Annotated in this window: 15 protein-coding genes; 9 read left to right on the forward strand and 6 right to left on the reverse strand. The window is 63.3% G+C overall.

What is annotated here, in order from left to right:
• Nucleotides 1-28: 28 nt before the first annotated feature.
• Nucleotides 29-781 (forward strand): SDR family oxidoreductase, encoded by a 753-nt coding sequence (locus tag ABH939_RS04455; RefSeq protein WP_007727631.1) that lies wholly within the window; start codon nt 29-31, stop codon nt 779-781.
• Complete coding sequence (locus ABH939_RS04460) at nt 781-2,103, forward strand: NAD(P)/FAD-dependent oxidoreductase (RefSeq protein ID WP_003946361.1); 1,323 nt, start codon at nt 781-783, stop codon at nt 2,101-2,103. Before ABH939_RS04455 ends, ABH939_RS04460 begins: the two co-directional genes overlap by 1 nt.
• A gap of 3 nt (nt 2,104-2,106) precedes the next feature.
• Here ABH939_RS04460 and ABH939_RS04465 read toward each other — a convergent pair whose 3' ends face one another.
• Entirely contained in the window at nt 2,107-2,610 is a 504-nt protein-coding gene (locus tag ABH939_RS04465; RefSeq protein WP_404649376.1) for a hypothetical protein, read from the reverse strand.
• A 124-nt stretch (nt 2,611-2,734) separates the two neighbouring features.
• On the opposite strand from ABH939_RS04465, the gene ABH939_RS04470 reads away from it, so the two are divergent.
• From ABH939_RS04470 to ABH939_RS04480, 3 genes are read left to right on the forward strand one after another with little or no spacing between them, the layout of a single operon-like run.
• Complete coding sequence (locus ABH939_RS04470) at nt 2,735-3,208, forward strand: MarR family winged helix-turn-helix transcriptional regulator (protein WP_404649377.1); 474 nt, start codon at nt 2,735-2,737, stop codon at nt 3,206-3,208.
• 4 nt (nt 3,209-3,212) lie between these two features.
• The gene (locus ABH939_RS04475) at nt 3,213-4,064 is read left to right on the forward strand and encodes an ABC transporter ATP-binding protein (RefSeq protein ID WP_404649379.1); all 852 of its coding nucleotides are present in this window, start codon (nt 3,213-3,215) and stop codon (nt 4,062-4,064) included.
• On the forward strand, nt 4,024-4,842 hold the full coding sequence (locus ABH939_RS04480; RefSeq protein WP_404649380.1) for an ABC transporter permease: 819 nt from the start codon (nt 4,024-4,026) through the stop codon (nt 4,840-4,842). Before ABH939_RS04475 ends, ABH939_RS04480 begins: the two co-directional genes overlap by 41 nt.
• A 26-nt stretch (nt 4,843-4,868) precedes the next feature.
• Here ABH939_RS04480 and ABH939_RS04485 read toward each other — a convergent pair whose 3' ends face one another.
• Both ABH939_RS04485 and ABH939_RS04490 read right to left on the reverse strand, forming a co-directional pair.
• Nucleotides 4,869-5,312, reverse strand: coding sequence for a helix-turn-helix domain-containing protein (locus ABH939_RS04485; protein WP_003946341.1), 444 nt, complete (start codon nt 5,310-5,312; stop codon nt 4,869-4,871).
• 566 nt (nt 5,313-5,878) lie between these two features.
• On the reverse strand, nt 5,879-6,025 hold the full coding sequence (locus tag ABH939_RS04490) for a hypothetical protein (protein ID WP_156423122.1): 147 nt from the start codon (nt 6,023-6,025) through the stop codon (nt 5,879-5,881).
• A 210-nt stretch (nt 6,026-6,235) separates the two neighbouring features.
• Here ABH939_RS04490 and ABH939_RS04495 point away from each other — a divergent pair, with 210 nt between their 5' ends.
• On the forward strand, nt 6,236-7,048 hold the full coding sequence (locus ABH939_RS04495) for an FAD:protein FMN transferase (protein WP_007727618.1): 813 nt from the start codon (nt 6,236-6,238) through the stop codon (nt 7,046-7,048).
• A 1-nt stretch (nt 7,049) separates the two neighbouring features.
• Here ABH939_RS04495 and pgi read toward each other — a convergent pair whose 3' ends face one another.
• Nucleotides 7,050-8,705, reverse strand: a complete 1,656-nt coding sequence (gene pgi / locus ABH939_RS04500; protein ID WP_118603670.1) for a glucose-6-phosphate isomerase — start codon at nt 8,703-8,705, stop codon at nt 7,050-7,052.
• A gap of 92 nt (nt 8,706-8,797) precedes the next feature.
• On the opposite strand from pgi, the gene ABH939_RS04505 reads away from it, so the two are divergent.
• Nucleotides 8,798-10,252 carry an NAD-dependent succinate-semialdehyde dehydrogenase gene (locus tag ABH939_RS04505; RefSeq protein ID WP_007727613.1) on the forward strand — a complete coding sequence of 485 codons (1,455 nt, stop codon included), beginning with the start codon at nt 8,798-8,800 and terminating at the stop codon, nt 10,250-10,252.
• Nucleotides 10,253-10,326: 74 nt separating this feature from the next.
• Here ABH939_RS04505 and ABH939_RS04510 read toward each other — a convergent pair whose 3' ends face one another.
• Nucleotides 10,327-10,644: a chorismate mutase gene (locus ABH939_RS04510; RefSeq protein WP_007727611.1), complete on the reverse strand. Its 318-nt coding sequence runs from the start codon at nt 10,642-10,644 to the stop codon at nt 10,327-10,329.
• A 316-nt stretch (nt 10,645-10,960) separates the two neighbouring features.
• Here ABH939_RS04510 and pcrA point away from each other — a divergent pair, with 316 nt between their 5' ends.
• Nucleotides 10,961-13,453 (forward strand): DNA helicase PcrA, encoded by a 2,493-nt coding sequence (pcrA, locus tag ABH939_RS04515; protein WP_003946394.1) that lies wholly within the window; start codon nt 10,961-10,963, stop codon nt 13,451-13,453.
• 78 nt (nt 13,454-13,531) lie between these two features.
• Here pcrA and ABH939_RS04520 read toward each other — a convergent pair whose 3' ends face one another.
• Nucleotides 13,532-14,554 (reverse strand): M23 family metallopeptidase, encoded by a 1,023-nt coding sequence (locus tag ABH939_RS04520; RefSeq protein ID WP_054828357.1) that lies wholly within the window; start codon nt 14,552-14,554, stop codon nt 13,532-13,534.
• A 232-nt stretch (nt 14,555-14,786) separates the two neighbouring features.
• On the opposite strand from ABH939_RS04520, the gene ABH939_RS04525 reads away from it, so the two are divergent.
• Entirely contained in the window at nt 14,787-16,628 is a 1,842-nt protein-coding gene (locus tag ABH939_RS04525) for a hypothetical protein (protein ID WP_404649381.1), read from the forward strand.
• Nucleotides 16,629-16,681 lie beyond the last annotated feature (53 nt).

The following is a 16,681-nucleotide window of genomic DNA, read 5'->3' on the forward strand; positions in this document are numbered from 1 at the left end:
GAACTCGATGATGGTTACAGTTGCACCCATGACGCGGCAGAAGATTTTGATCACCGGTGCCAGTTCGGGTCTGGGTGAGGAGATGGCCAGGAGATTCGCCGCGGCCGGTCGCGACCTCGCGTTGTGTGCCCGGCGGACGGATCGTCTCGACACGCTGCGTGGGGAGCTGGTGGCGCAGTACCCGTCGATCAGCGTCGCAGTGCGCGAACTCGATGTGACCGAACACGATTCCGTCGTCCGGGTTTTCGGTGAGCTGCGCGACGAGTTGGGTGGCCTGGACCGGGTGATCGTGAACGCCGGGCTCGGCAAGGGCGCCAAGATCGGAACCGGAAAAGCGCACGCGAATCTTGCAACAGCGCAGACGAATTTTGTCGGCGCGCTGTCGCAGTGTGAAGCTGCGCTCGAGATCTTCCGCGCGCAGGACTCCGGACACCTGGTTCTCGTGTCCTCGATAAGCGCGGATCGGGGGCTACCCGGGCCAAAAGCGGCCTATTCGGCGAGCAAGGCGGGAGTAGCGGCGCTGGGTGAGGCGCTCAGTATCGAGTTGGCGCGCACACCTATTCGGGTCACCACGCTGCTGCCGGGCTTCATCAAGACCGACATGTCCGCCGGCGCCGGCGACGACGCTGCGCTCATGGCCAGTCTGGACGAAGGCGTCAGTGCCATGGTCGACGCTATCGAGAAGGAAACCACCCGAGCGGCGCTACCCGGCCTCAAGTGGCAAGGGATAGATGCGGCCCTACGATTCCTGCCCAACTCCGTGACAGCGAGGTTTGTCTGATGAGCATCCACATCTCGAACGGTAAGCCCCGGGTAGTGATCGTCGGTGGCGGCTTCGGTGGACTGTATGCAGCGAGACGACTCAAGAAGGCTGACGTCGAGGTGGTTCTGATCGACCGAGGGACCAGCCACGTCTTCCAGCCCCTGCTCTACCAGTGCGCCACGGGTCTGCTCTCCGAAGGGCAGATCGCAAGTCCGCTGCGACATCTGCTCGAGGACAACAAGAACACGAACGTCGTTCTGGGCGAGGCCAAGTCGGTGGACGCCGACGCCGGGATACTGACTGCCAGTCGCTTCGACGGGTCGACCTTCGAATTGCCGTACGACTACCTGATCGTGGCGGCTGGAATGCGCCAGTCCTACCACGGCCAGGACGAGTTCATCAAATGGGCGCCCGGCATGAAAACCCTCGACGACGCTTTGGCGATCAGGCGCAGTCTCATTGCTGCGTTCGAGATGGCCGAATCGCTCCCGACTGCGGAAGAACGTCGACCGTGGCTGACATTCGCCGTGGCGGGCGGCGGACCCACCGGCGTCGAATTAGCCGGACAGATCCGCGAATTGGCGATGCACGCGCTCACCAACGAGTTCCGGTCCATCGACCCTGACGAGGCAAGGGTACTGCTCTTCCACGGCGACGATCGGGTGCTCCCTTCGTTCAGTCGCAAGCTCTCGGCCGCCGCCAAACGTACTCTCGACGGGATCGGCGTCGAGACTCACCTCGGCGTGCACGTCACCGACGTGTGCGAGACCAGCATCGAGACGACGGACAAGAAGACAAAAGAGAAGCGGCAGTACGAGACCCGCACGATTCTGTGGACCGCGGGCGTCGAAGCAGTGCCGTTCGCCGAGGCACTGGCCACGGCGCTGGGTGTGAAGCAGGTCGGCGGTGGCCGCATCGAGGTGGAAGCCGATCTGACCGTTCCCGGCCACCCGAACGTCTACGTGGTGGGCGACCTCATGTCGCGGGACAAACTTGCCGGGGTGGCCGAGGTCGCGATGCAGGGTGGTCGGCACGCCGGTGCCCGGATCGCTGCAACCGTGGAAAACGGAGTGCCCAGCCGAAAACCGTTCAAGTACCGCGATCTTGGAACCGCGGCCTACATTTCGCGACGCCACGCGTTGCTTCAGGCAGGGCCGGTCCAGTTGTCCGGGTTCATCGGATGGGTGTCATGGGGAATCATCCACATCGCATTCCTCGCCGGTTTCCGCAATCGCGCCAGCACGGTGCTGAACTGGGGCGCAACCCTGGCGTCGAAAACGCGTCGGGAACGGGCAATCACGTACGGCGACCCCGAAACCGCTCGGCAGCCGTACAACTGAGGGTTACTCAGTCTTGAACACGGGGTTTCCGGCGGCGTCGATCATCCACCACAGGCTGCCGATGCTCTGTCCGAGCATGTCTCCGGGAACCTTGTCGTCGAGGTACCGATAGACGGGCTTGCCGTTGACGGTGATCTGGAAAGATCCTTCAGGCCCGTCGACAGTGTCGATGACGGCGTCGATTCCTTCGACGATCGGCGAATCCGTGACCGAGGTGACCGCCGGCCAGTAACGCAGGCACGCTTCGTCGCACGACCCGGCTTGTGAGTTCTCCTCGTCCGGGTTGTAGACGTAGACGGTCATGCCTTCGCCGTCGACGGCGATCGTCCCGAGTGGGGAGTCGGCGGTCTTCAGCAGGGGTGCATCAGCGGCGGCGGGTGGCGACAGCGACGTCGCAATGGCAGTGACGTTGTCTGCGCTGTCCCCGGAATCGAGGGCGTCGGGCGAGCAACCGGTGAGGATCAGGGCGGTACTCGCAACCGTCGCGAACAACCACTGTCTGCGCATGACGTCTCCGTTCTGGGCGGGAGTGCTCGGGACAAGCAATCGGGGATACCCGTTGCGGACGAGCTGAAAACGCCGGGCGTCCGGATTCCTCGACAATAGCTCTGTTACAGAGCTATTGTGAGGTGTGGATGAAATCGGAGCAGATCACAGGCTTTCGGATGATGTCCTGGAGACGCTCGGGCAATTGCGCCGGGGTACGAGGAAGGCATCGGGGCGACCGTTTACAGAACGACCGCTCGGCGGCGCCCAAATCGAACTCGTCAGGCTGCTACGGCGCAACCCGGGTCTGTCGGTGGCTGAGGCTGCCGGGCGATTGGGTGTCGCGGCAAACACGGTGTCCACCCTGGTTCGGCAGCTCGTCGACGAGGGAGTGATCGAACGGGTTGCCGACGAGGCTGATCGACGCGTCGCGCGATTGGTCCTCTCGGACGAGGCGCGCGCCCGCGTCGAAGTGTGGCGTGATCGCCGGAGCGTGATTGTCGGTCAGGCATTGTCGAGTCTGACCGGAGAAGACAGGGCAAGTATCGAGGCTGCGCTACCAGCCCTGTCGCGATTGGCGAGCGCTCTGGCAGCAGCCGGATCAGAAGGTGACGGGTAGTGAGATGCTGACACAGTGGTGGAAGAGCCGAGCGGCAGGTTCACCCGACCCCGGCGCACCCGCGGTCGAGATCGACTCGGTTACATACAAGTTCGGCGACCACCGCGCGGTGGACAACCTGAGTCTGGTCATCAATGCGGGGGAGTGTTTCGGCCTGCTCGGTCCCAACGGCGCAGGAAAGACTACGACGATCAGGTTGCTCAACACGTTACTTCCTCTGCAAGACGGTGACATTCGGATTCTCGGTCGCTCAGTTCGTACCGAGGCGATGACCATTCGGCGCTACCTCGGGTACGTGCCACAACAGCTCTCGATCGAAAGCGCATTGACCGCACGCGAGAACGTGACCTGGTTCGCGCGACTGTACGACGTTCCGCGGTCCGAACGACGCGAGCGCGTCGACCAGGCGCTCGAGATGGTGGATCTGCTCGATTCAGGTGAGCGTCTCGCGTCGAGCTTCTCCGGCGGTATGGTGCGACGGCTCGAACTTGCGCAGGCACTGGTGAACCGACCGTCGCTGCTGGTGCTCGACGAACCGACGGTGGGGTTGGATCCCATTGCCCGCGAATCCGTCTGGAAGCGAGTGGCGGAGATGCAGAAGCGATACGGCATGACCGTCCTGCTCACGACGCACTACATGGAAGAAGCCGAGGAGTTGTGTGATCGTGTTGCGTTGATGCATCACGGTGCACTTCGTGCAGTGGGCGAGCCGAGCGCGTTGGCCGCCGAACTGGGGCCGGAGGCCACTCTCGAAGACGTGTTCCGTCACTACACCGGCGACGACCTCACCGGCGGCAAGTCAGGAGGTCTCCACGATGTCCGCAGTGCCCGTCGCACAGCGCGCCGCTTGGGCTGATCCCGCTACCAACAGTCTTGCTCGATTGCTCTCGAGAATTTACACATTCTGCCTCGTGGAAGTTCAGAAGTTGCGGCACGACCGATCTGAATTGGTCACGCGCGCAATCCAGCCGATCCTCTGGTTGGTGATCTTCGGTCAGACGTTCAGTCATATCCGAGCGATCCCGACTGGCGACGTACCGTATCTCGACTTTCTCGCGCCGGGCATCATTGCGCAGTCCGCGCTTTTTGTTGCGATCTTCTACGGAATCCAGATCATCTGGGAGCGTGACGCGGGAGTCCTCACCAAACTCATGGTGACGCCGACGCCACGAGCCGCGCTGGTCACCGGAAAGGCATTTGCAGCCGGTATCCGTGCGGTCGCCCAGGCCGTGGTCGTAGTCGTTGTAGCGGCGCTGCTGGGCGTGAGCATGACGTGGAACCCGATCAAGCTGCTCGGCGTCGTGGCTGTCGTTGTCCTCGGCTCGGCGTTCTTCGCCTGTCTGTCGGTTGCGATCGCGGGGATCGTGCTCAAACGAGATCGATTGATGGGCATCGGCCAGGCGATCACCATGCCGTTGTTCTTCGCGTCCAACGCTCTGTACCCGGTCGAACTCATGCCGACGTGGGTTCAGTGGCTCAGTCGCATCAATCCGCTGAGTTACGAGGTGTCAGCGCTGCGCGGTCTGCTGATCGGAATGCCGACCGACTACCTCGTCGACTTCGGCGTGCTGATCGGGGCCGCGCTGCTCGGAATCATCACAGCTTCGGCACTATTGGGCCGCTTGACTCGCTGATCTGACTCGCTGAACTTCGCTCCGGACTAGTCGCGAGTGAACGGTGGGGTGTAGGTGCTGCAATCCGGAGGGACGGCCGGGAGTCCTTCGGACGAGCGAAGTTTCTCCGCAATCGATGAGAGCAAGTCCTGCGATTCAGGGGAGAGATCGACCGCTTTTATGGCCAGAGAACGTAATTCGCTGTCGTGGAACTCCTCGACAACCGAACGGTCTTCTTCCGGAATCAGTTCGGGATCTTGGCGAGGTGTCGGGCCGAAGAAGTACTCTGCTGCTACGCCGAAGTAATCGGCCAATGCCAAAACGACTTGCTCCGATGGATTCGTGCGCACACCGCTCCGGAGTTGCGAGAGGTACGGTGTCGAAATCTTGCATCCACGTTGCGAAAGGGCTTCCACAACTTGTGCGTTGGTGAGTCTCGGTGCTGTGGCCGGGTACAAGGCGTTCAAACGGTCCTTGAATGAATCGGTCACAATTCCTCCCTCGAGCGTGACCCAGCGTCACAGCTACTTCGCAGTTTTCACATAGTAGACGACACGGTTATTCTGGACTCTGGTCGAAAGTCCTTTCACCTGCGGATATTTGGCGCAGAAAAATTCCAAAGACTTTGTAAAGTATGTGATTTTCGCCGCGTACTGACCGTTCGTTTTGCCAAGGTGTACGGCGGTAGCGTATAAGCCGAACGGTGGTGGTTACGCCATTGTGCTGCAGGTTCTTTCAGCCGGTCCTATCCATTTTGTGTCGATGCATTCCTGCTCGGTCTGTAACGTGCGAAGCGCTGCCGCCGGGCACCGGGCGTCGTCGTGCCGGCGGTTGGCGCGCCGCGTGTTCGGGACTTCTTCTCGGTGCTCTGCTCGACGCTCGCGCGCAGTGATGGGCCCGTATTTTTCTGCACTCGAGAGTGAGCGCTCAGGTGTGTCCACCTGCGAAAGTGACGCGCATTGAAAGCGGCCGATTGGTATGTCATCGACGTTGGAACACAGTGCTTCTCGTCGGTCCCCACTTTTTCATGCGGTGACATAAGGTTCATGCGGTGACATCAGCGCCGCCCGGGCGTGTTGCTGCGGCGGACCGGGCTCGAAGCGCAGCCGGCCCGGCCGGACATGTCGAGCGTCGACTCTGCGTCTTTCGGATCGGAATTGCCCGCTGCGCCAGTAGTAGTCGACGTCGTCGCAGTCAGGTGCATGTCAGAACCATGTGGAGGATTACACGTCTTGCACACGGAGGGCGACAGTCCGGGCGGCAATTCTGTCGCACAGATCTACCATCCAGTCCCCGCCGTGCGCTGCTCAACCTGCGGCATGTGTGCCTCGGCCTCGGAAGCGCTTTATGGCACGGGGGTTGCTGACCGGCGCATACTGGTTACAACACAGTGTGTTCGAAGGGCAGGACTGACATGGTCAGTGTCGAGAAGTGGGCGATGTGGGATTCCGCCGTGGAGGTGGACGTCACCGAGGGCGCTGCGCTGCCTACTGCGCACGCGTTGATCGCAGCTGCCATCGACGAAACCGAAGCGGTCTGCGACCTTCGCCGGGGAGACGCCGAGATTCACGCCGTCAACCTCGCTCAGGGAACTCCGGTCAAAGTGACACGACGTATGTCGGCTCTGCTGCGGTCGGCGCTGTGGGCTGCCCGTATGACCGGCGGTGCAGTCAATCCGCTTGCCGACAACTACTCCGAGGACGAATCCATCCCTCCGGTGCACCCGACCCCGACGTTCGAGGACGTACAGCTCGACGGAGACGTGGTGTACGCGCCCTGGGGTGCGTCGTTCGACATCACCGGAGTTGCCAAGGCCGACACCGTCGATCGCGCCGCGCAGATCGTCGCCGCCGAATTACAATGCGGCGTTGCTGTGCGGATCGGCGACGTGATCGCCACGGCCGGCCATGCACCGGCTGGTGGCTGGCAGATTCCGGTGCCGGACAGCGAAGAAGTCGAACTGATCAACGGAACCGCGATGGCGACGGCGCGGGCGCTGGAGCTGCCCTCCTGGGAGCCGAACCAGGAGCGGCCCTCCACGGAATGGGCACAGGTCTCGGTGATTGCTGACGACGCGGTGTGGGCGTACGCCGCGAGCGAAGCTGCGTTGATCCGGGGGATAAGCGCCATCAAATGGGTTGAACAGCAAGAGCTTCGGGCTCGGCTCGTCGACCGATCCGGACGCGTGTACACAACGGAAAGTTGGTTCGGCCCGGCCGCCGCGTGAGTCAGGCCCGTCCGCGCTCTCTGCGGTACCACTGCACCAGAGCATCTGTGGATGTGTCGCCGAGGTCGCCGGGTGTTGCTTCGGAAGAGAGCGCAGGCCCCAGTTCCATGGCTTGTGTCTTGCCGAGTTCGACGCCCCACTGATCGAACGGATTGACACCCCAGACAGCACCTTCGACAAATACCTGGTGCTCGTAAAGTGCGATCAGCTGACCGACGACCGAGGGGGTCAGCTCCTTCGCCAAGATAGTGCTCGACGGTCGGTTGCCTGGCATCACCTTGTGTGGCACCAGCTCCGGAGCAGTGCCCTCTGACGCGATTTCTTCGGCAGTCTTGCCGAACGCGAGAACCTTTGTCTGAGCGAAGAAGTTACTCATGAGCAGATCGTGCATTGATCCCGTGCCGTCCGCAGTAGGCAGATCGTCGGTGGATTCCGCGAACCCGATGAAATCGGCAGGCACCAGCCAGGTGCCCTGATGCAGGAGTTGGTAGAAGGCGTGTTGGCCGTTGGTTCCGGGCTCGCCCCAGAAGATCTCACCGGTGGACGTGGTCACCGGTGAGCCGTCGGCGCGAACCGATTTGCCGTTGGACTCCATGGTCAGCTGCTGCAGGTAGGCGGGAAAGCGCAGCAAGTCGTTGGAGTAGGGCAGAACTGCGCGGGACTGTGCGCCGAAGAAGTTGGAATACCAGAGCCCGATGAGGCCGAGGAGGACCGGCGCGTTCTGCTCGAGCGGTTGGTTTCGGAAGTGCGTGTCGATCTGGTGGAAACCGTCGAGGAACTCCGCAAAGCGAACGGGTCCGACGGCACACATGACCGACAAGCCGATCGCCGAGTCGACGGAGTAGCGCCCGCCGACCCAATCCCAGAACCCGAACATGTTCGCGGTGTCGATGCCGAACTCCGCCACGCGGTCACCGTGGGTGGAGACTGCGACGAAATGCTTGGCTACGGCCGAGACGTCTTCGCTGCCCAGACCGGCGAACAGCCAACGCTTTGCCGCTGTCGCGTTGGTGAGGGTCTCGAGGGTGGAGAACGTCTTGGATGCGACGATGAAGAGCGTCGTCTCCGGATCGAGGTCGTCGAGCTGTCCGACCAGATCGACAGGGTCGATGTTGGAGACGAACCGGACGCTGATTCCGGCGTCGGCGTAATGCCGTAATGCGCGGTAGACCATCACCGGCCCGAGGTCGGAACCGCCGATGCCGATGTTGACGATGGTGCGGATGCGCTTGCCGGTAGCTCCGGTCCACTCGCCGCTGCGCACACGATCGGCAAAAGCGCCCATCGCGTCCAGAACTTCGTGAACGTCGGCGACGACGTCTTGACCGTCGACGGTCAGCGCAGAATCCTTGGGCAGACGCAGCGCTGTGTGTAGTACGGCGCGGTCTTCGGAAGTGTTGATGTGATCGCCCGCGAACATCGCGTCGCGTCGTGCCTCGACGCCGGCCTCGCGGGCCAGGTCGACGAGCAGCGCGAGAGTCTCGCGGCTGACGCGATGCTTGCTGTAGTCGATGTGAAGATCACCGGCGTCGATCGTCAGCTCTCGCCCGCGGGCTGGATCGTCCTGGAAGAGTTCTCGCAGGTGAACGCCTTCGATGTCGGCGTAATGAGCGCGCAGTTTCTGCCAGGCTGAGGTTCCGGTGATGTCAGTGCTCACGATCATCGACTTTAGTGGCACAAGCTGGAAACTTCCGCGTGAGTCTCGCTCGCGGGCAGACGGACGCGGCTCCGACGAGCATCATGGAACCCATGGACACATTCGAATTCATTCGATCAGTTCCCACCCAGTTGTTCGTCGGCGGTCGGTTCGTGCCCGCGGAGAACAACGCGACCTTCCCGGTGGCGGATCCGGCGACCGGGAAATCGTTGACCGATGTCGCCGATGCGAGCCCCGCGGACGCGCTGCGCGCTCTCGACGAAGCCGTCGCCGTCTCGTCGAAGTGGGCGAGCACACCTGCGCGCGAGCGTGGTGAAATCCTGCGAGCCGTCTTCGAGAAGATCACCGAGCGAGCGGAGGACGTGGCGCTGCTGATGACCCTCGAAATGGGCAAGGCACTCGCCGAAAGTCGCGCCGAGGTGAAGTACGGGGCTGAGTTCTTCCGGTGGTTCAGCGAGGAGGCCGTTCGCATCGGCGGGCGCTACACGCCGGCCCCGGCGGGCAACGGCCGGATCCTTGTCACCAAAGCGCCGGTCGGACCGTGTCTGGCCATCACTCCCTGGAATTTCCCGTTGGCGATGGGTACCCGCAAGATCGGCCCGGCGTTGGCCGCCGGCTGCACGATCATCGTCAAGCCCGCCTCGGAGACCCCGTTGACGATGTTGTTGCTTGCTCAGCTCATGGCCGAAGCCGGGTTGCCCGACGGAGTCCTCTCGGTGTTGCCGACATCGAAATCCGGTGAAGTGACCGGCCCTCTCATCGATGACCCTCGACTGCGCAAGCTCACCTTCACCGGGTCCACCGGCGTCGGCAAGATGCTGGTGGAGAAGTCCGCGAAGCGATTGCTCCGCACGTCGATGGAATTGGGTGGCAACGCACCCTTCGTGGTGTTCGACGACGCGGACGTCGACAAGGCAGTCGAGGGCGCGGTACTGGCGAAGCTTCGCAACGGTGGCGAAGCATGCACCGCCGCCAACCGGTTCCACGTCGCCAACGCCGTGCGTGAAGAGTTCACGACCAAGCTGACCGAGAAGATGGCGACTTTCACGATGGGACCCGGTACCGACCCGGAGACGAAGCTCGGCCCGCTGATCAACCAGAACCAACTCGACACGGTCGCGGAGTTGGTTGCAGATGCGGTGGATGCCGGGGCGAAGGTGCGACTGGGCGGCGAAGCGCCGGGTGGTGAAGGGTACTTCTATCCAGCCACGGTGTTGGCAGACGTTCCGGCCAGCGCGCGGATTCTGAAAGAAGAGGTGTTCGGACCCGTCGCCGCGATCACCGGCTTCGACACCGAAGCCGAGGGAATCGCAGCCGCCAACGACACCGAGTTCGGACTGGCCGCGTACATCTTCACAAGGGATCTCGACCGTGCGCTTCGGGTTTCCGATGCACTGGAATCAGGAATGATCGGCGTCAACCGCGGAGTGATCTCGGACGCGGCAGCGCCGTTCGGTGGCGTGAAGGAATCCGGATTCGGCCGCGAGGGCGGGACCGAGGGGATCGAGGAATACCTGAACACGAAGTACATCGCGCTCGAGAGCTGATACACACGCGAACGGCCACATCGGGACTGCCAGAGGCATCCGATGTGGCCGTTCGCAAGTGAACAGGTCGTGCGCTAGTGGCCCAGGCGTCCGCGGCCCAGGCGCAGGAGCAGCATCGCGAGGGTGTGGCCTTCCTGGCCCAGCTCGTTGAATCGTTCGAGGACCTTCATCTCGCGGCTGTGCACCAGACGCGGACCACCCGATGCCATCCGGGTACGGCCGATGATCTGGGAGACCTCGGAGCGGCGTTTGATGGCCGCGAGGATCTCGGCGTCGAGACGGTCGATTTCTTTCCGTAGTTCGTCGATCTCCGCCTCACTCTGGGGGATCTCGACGTCTGTCGGAGCAGTATTTACAGTATTTCCATGGGGGGCTGCAGCCTGGGTGCTCATTGCTATTCGTCTCCTCTTCCTACTGCGTGGATCGTGGTCTCGGCTCGGGTCGTTACCGATCCAGGCACACTGACGAAAATGCCCCGGATCCGATTCGGACCAGGGGCGGGTGAGCTGTTCAGATCACGTGCACCGAGGTCCGGGGCACGTAAAGTAACGCCACAGCGGGCCGACGGGGTCGGCCGTGTTGTCGCGAACGGAAATGCTGAACATAGCGTCCAGTTTGCCATGCTCGACACAGGTAATCCAAGTGCCTCTACCAGCAGGTGGACGCACTGACGACCGTGTCGGCGGACGCCGGTAGCGTGGACAGGCGATGAACACGTACCCAGCACTCGGTGAGCACGACGGACATTCCCAGCACGACGGGGGCGGCGCGCGGGGACACGACGCGGGTTCGGACGCCCTCCTCGAGGGTCTCAACCCGCAACAGCGCGAGGCCGTGGTCCATGCCGGTTCGCCGTTGCTGATAGTCGCGGGAGCCGGCTCGGGCAAGACTGCAGTGCTGACGCGTCGCATCGCCTATCTGTTGGCCGAACGGGGTGTCACCCCCGGTCAGATCCTGGCCATCACGTTCACCAACAAGGCTGCGGCCGAGATGCGCGAGCGTGTGGCAGCTCTTGTCGGACCGCGTGCCAACGCCATGTGGGTATCGACGTTCCACTCCAGTTGCGTGCGGATCCTGCGAGCACAGGCGGCGCTCCTGCCCGGTTTGAACTCGAATTTCTCGATCTACGATTCCGACGATTCGCGTCGACTGCTGACGATGATCTCGAAGGACCTCGAGCTCGACACCAAACGATTCTCCGCGCGGCTTCTCGCCACTCACATCTCCAACCTGAAGAACGAACTCGTCGGACCGGAAGAGGCGGTTGTCGCAGCCGATCAGGATCCGGCCGAACTTCCGCGACTGATCGCCAAGGTCTACGGCCACTACCAACAGCGGCTGCGTGCGGCGAACGCACTCGACTTCGACGATCTCATCGGTGAGACCGTCGCGCTTCTTCAGGCGTTTCCACAGATCGCCGAGTACTACCGCCGCCGCTTCCGTCACGTGCTCGTCGACGAGTACCAGGACACCAACCACGCGCAATACATGCTTGTGCGTGAACTGGTCGGTGGAGCCGGCGAGTCCGACCACGCCGTTGCCCCGGCCGAACTGTGCGTCGTCGGTGACGCCGATCAGTCGATCTACGCGTTCCGCGGAGCCACTATCCGCAACATCGAAGAGTTCGAACGCGACTACCCGGATGCTCGGACCATCCTTCTCGAACAGAACTACCGTTCGACGCAGAACATTCTGTCTGCGGCCAACTCCGTGATTTCCAAGAACACCGGCCGACGAGAAAAGCGTCTGTGGACCGATTCGGGTGAAGGCGAACTGATCGTCGGCTACGTTGCAGACAACGAGCACGACGAAGCATCGTTTGTCGCCTCGGAGATCGATCGGCTGGTGGACCAGGGCGAGACCAAGTTCGCCGACATCGCGGTGTTCTACCGGACCAACAACTCCTCGCGCGCGCTCGAGGAGATCTTCATTCGACTCGGAGTGCCGTACAAGGTGGTCGGCGGCGTTCGCTTCTACGAGCGCAAGGAAGTTCGGGACATCGTCGCGTATCTGCGCGTCCTCGCCAACGAGGACGACACCGTGAGCCTGCGACGCATTCTCAACACGCCCCGACGCGGTATCGGTGATCGAGCCGAAGCCTGCGTCGCCGTGCACTCCGAGCATCGCAACATCAGCTTCGCCGCCGCTCTCCGTGACGGCGCGGAAGGCAAAGTGGCGCTGCTCAATACGCGGTCACAGAAGGCCATCGCGTCGTTCCTCGAGATGATGGACGGGCTGCGGGCCCTGCTACCGACAGCGGCCGCCGACGAGGACGAACCGTTCGAGCTCGGTGACATCGGTGAGGTTGCCGAGGCGGTGCTCGAGCGCACCGGCTACCGCGCCGAGCTTGCGGCGAGCAGCGATCCGCAGGATGGCGCGCGACTCGACAACTTGAACGAACTCGTCAGCGTGGCAAGGGAATTCAGTTCCGACGCGCGAAACGCGGCCGGGCTGATCGATCCGGACGACGAGGAAACCGCAGCAATGCGTGAAGGTGAACCCGATCCGGGTTCGCTTGCCGCCTTCCTCGAACGGGTATCGCTTGTCGCCGACGCCGATCAACTGCCGGACTCCGACGACGGCGTCGTGACCATGATGACGCTTCACACCGCCAAGGGCCTCGAGTTCCCGGTCGTCTTCGTCACCGGTTGGGAGGACGGGCAGTTCCCGCACATGCGCGCCCTCGGCGATCCGGCGGAGCTGTCCGAAGAGCGTCGACTTGCTTACGTCGGCATCACCCGTGCCAGGCAGCGCCTGTACCTGACGCGCGCGATCATGCGTTCGGCGTGGGGGCAACCGATCCAGAACCCGGCGTCGCGGTTCATCCAGGAGATCCCGGAGGACCTGATCAACTGGCGCCGTGAGGATCCGGGCACCGGTGGCGGATTCGGAAGCGGCAGGCCGGGTTACGGCAGCGGAAGCCGCTACGGCAGCCAGGGCGGCCAGGGATACGGCGGCGGGCAGAACTACGGGGGAGGGTCCGGCAAGGCCGCGTCGACTCCCAGTTTCGGTGCCGCGCGTGGCCGCAACAACGTTCTGGTCCTCGCCACGGGTGACCGCGTCAGTCACGACAAGTACGGTCTGGGCACCGTGTTGGAAACCAAGGGCACTGGCCCCACCGCGACGGTCACCATCGACTTCGGTAGCGCGGGCAAGGTGCGGTTGATGCTCATCGGCGGTGTGCCGATGGTCAAGCTGTAGAAGACAGGCAAAAACTTCCGGCCCGTACCTGGAAAGGTACGGGCCGGAAGTTTTTCATCAGAAGCGTTGGGCTTGCGATCAGTCCTGCTCGACGCCGAGGCTGATGCCGCGTGAGGCGAGCCAGGGGAGGGGATCGATCTTGTTCTCGCCGGCGAGATGAACCTCGAAGTGAAGGTGCGGGCCGGTGGAGAAGCCGCGGTTGCCGACAGTGGCGATCTGGTCGCCGGCCATGACCTGCTGACCGACCGTGACGGTGGACGTGTCGATGTGGCCGTAGACGGTGATCGTTCCGTCTGCGTGCTGTAGGCGTACCCACATGCCGAACCCGGAAGCCGGACCTGAATCGATGACCTTGCCGTCGGCGACGGCGACGATGGGCGTCCCGATCGGGGCGGCGATGTCGACGCCGGCGTGCAGGGTGCCCCAGCGGGTGCCGAAGTTGGACGTGAACGTGCCCACTGCCGGCAGGACGAACAGCGGGCGACGGGCAGCGGCTTCGCGTGCTGCGCGCTCGTCACTGAAACGCTGGCCCTTGGCAAGCAGGTTGCTGAACTGGGAGAGGTCGGTCGGCGCTGCGACGTTGAGGACCTGCGGAGCGTCGGCCTCGGTGGTGGCTGCCGTGGAGGTGGCCGGAGCGAACTGAGCGGCCTGCGGTTCTGCGGTGGTACCGATCGCGGAGGACTCGTTGGCGAGTGCAACTTCCGAGTGGTCGGCGGCAGAAGAGGAACCGTCGTTGACAACTGCCTGGCCCGCGGCGACAACCGCGCCGGCTGCAACTGCCAGAACGGCGGCGCGGCCCTTGAGAGCGGAGGGAGGGGTGGGGAGTCGGTGAGCACCGCTGCGGCGAACCGGAGATTCGACATCGACTGTCGGTGCGGAGGTGGCGTAAGTGGGGGTGCTGATCACGTCGGACTCGACGAACTCGTGAGAGTCGGAATCTGACGACGTGGAGGATGAATTTCGAGTGAACATATCGGTAGAGATCTCAGAACTTTTGGTCTCGGTGTAACGCCTGGCCGAGTGCGTTGGATAAGTGGTCGTGACCTCGTCTGGAGCTGAGTTCGAGAACCTACTAGCGGTGAACTGGCTGCGGTGATGCATATGCCGGTTCTCTCCTCGAGTTCGTGATCAGCCCGTGACTTAGACCGACTGACGGTAACGAAATGATTGCGATGGGCGCAAGCCGTAGCGGAAACCTGTCCGATTATGTGACGTGCCTCACAGCTTGACCTGGGAATATGTCGATCCGGGCAAAACGGACGAATCATCTCGTTTCGTGATCACGCGTGTCACAACCGGATCACCGGTCCATTCAGGCACTACCGTCGATCGAGTGTCCACAACACCTGGAACTACGTCGCAGGCGCGTTTCGACGACCCCGGAGTGAAGTCCGGGGCGCCACTCGCGGCGGTAATCGGACTGCTCGGTGCCGTCGGAGTGGCAGCCAGTCCCGTCGTCGGAGTCGGGAGTGGCCGCGGGGTCGACACGACGGGGGCTCTTGCTTCCGCCGCTCTCTTCGCTGCCGTCTGCACGATCGTCGTGCCGCTGGTTGCGGTGCTCACCTCGGGGCGCAGGCCCGCCTTCGCAGGTGGACTCCTGGCAGGTATCGGCGCGGTGTCCCTCGGCGCGGCGATCCTCGACGTTCAGTTGTTCGTCGACGCAATCGATGCAAACCGCTTGGACCTTTTCCGTCCGATTTCGGCGGGTTCGATCGATGCGGGTCCGGGCGCTTATCTCGCGCTCGCGGGCCACGGACTTCTTGTGGTGTCTGGTGTCCTCGGCTTCATGGTCGTCCATCGTGAATCAGAGCGGGACGGATACGGCAGTGCTCGCGCCGCGGAATTCGACGGGCGATCGGTTGGCGGGCGGATCGGTGGGTGGCCGACAGCGCTGCTGATTCTGGCCGCGGTGGTGTTCGTGCTCTCCCTGTTCGGTCCTTCCTTCAGTTCGCAGGATCCGATCTTTCTGGTCAAACCGCTCGTCGACTCGGCGGCGGCTACCGCCGTCGGTACGGGATTGGTCGGCGTCGCGGTACTCGTTGCGGTCGCGGCGGCATTGACGTCCATCTCGCTACCGGTGGGCTGCGGCGCCCTGATCGGTGTCGGTCTCGGCGCACTCGCAGTCAGTGGAACCAGGGTGATGGCTGGGTTCGCGGCCGGCGATCGGATCGGCGTCGGTTCGGGATCGGTGGTCGGGGCACTGGCCGCCGTGGTCATCGCCGTGATCGGCGTTTCAGTTCCCTACCTCGCTTCCAGGCGTGAAAAAGATGCGATTCCCGCTGAAAGTGTGGTTCGCGCACCCGCGAAGACGACAAAGGGTGCGCTGAAAGCGGCGATGGTGGCTCAGTCCCGGGCGGCGCAAGCGCGGGTGAACAGACTTCACCGCGTTGCCGGTATCGGCGCAGTTGTCACCGCAGCAGTGGCAGCCCTGGGGGTGGCACTTCCGGTCCTGTCGTTGCCGGAGAACATCCCCGAACCGTCCATGCTTTCGTCTCGAGTTGTCCTGCTTGCGGCTGCTGTACTGCTGGTCGCCGGTCTGGGCCTGTTCGCCCCGGGCCGCGCCGCGGTGGTGCGGCCGGCCGTCGGCGTGTTGTGGACCACGGTCGTGATGGGAGTCGCCGCTGTCATGCAGTCGGCTGTCATCGCCACGGACGTGCCGGGTGTCGGGTTGGGGGCCGGTGCCTTCGTGCTCTGCGGCGCGGCTTTCCTCGCTGCGGCGACGGGACTGCTCGTCTGGCTGGCGGGAAGCGCCGAGCGTGAGGATGTCGACACGTCGGTAGGTGGCGGTTCGAGAGGGCTGGTGCTTCTCGTCGGTGGGATCGGCGCCGTCGCTGTCCTGATCGGAACCGCGCTTCCCCTCTATCAGGGCGACACCTATACGGCGGCCTCAGTTCTGGAGTGGCCGTGGGGAATTGACGTCTGGGGTCAACTGCTCGTCGGCGTCACCGTCGTGATCGCCGCTGTGATCGCAGCGTCCGCGCGGCCGTCGCGGGGCGCGGCATTGCTGATCGGATCTGCCGTGGCAGCTCTGGTGTACGTCGGTGAGTGGCCACTCACGTCATCGCGCATATCGGACGCAACCGTGGGGGTGGGTGCGATCACAGCGGCCACGGGCATAGTGTTGCTTCTCGTTGCAGCGTTCTCGAGCGCAAGAATCAGTGAGACTGATGCTTGACAAATTCGGTGTGGCCACCTTGCCGAATCGGTGAGGCGTGCCTCATCGGGCAA

This window comes from Rhodococcus sp. 27YEA6 (assembly GCF_044908235.1).
Lineage (GTDB): Bacteria > Actinomycetota > Actinomycetes > Mycobacteriales > Mycobacteriaceae > Rhodococcus_F > Rhodococcus_F qingshengii.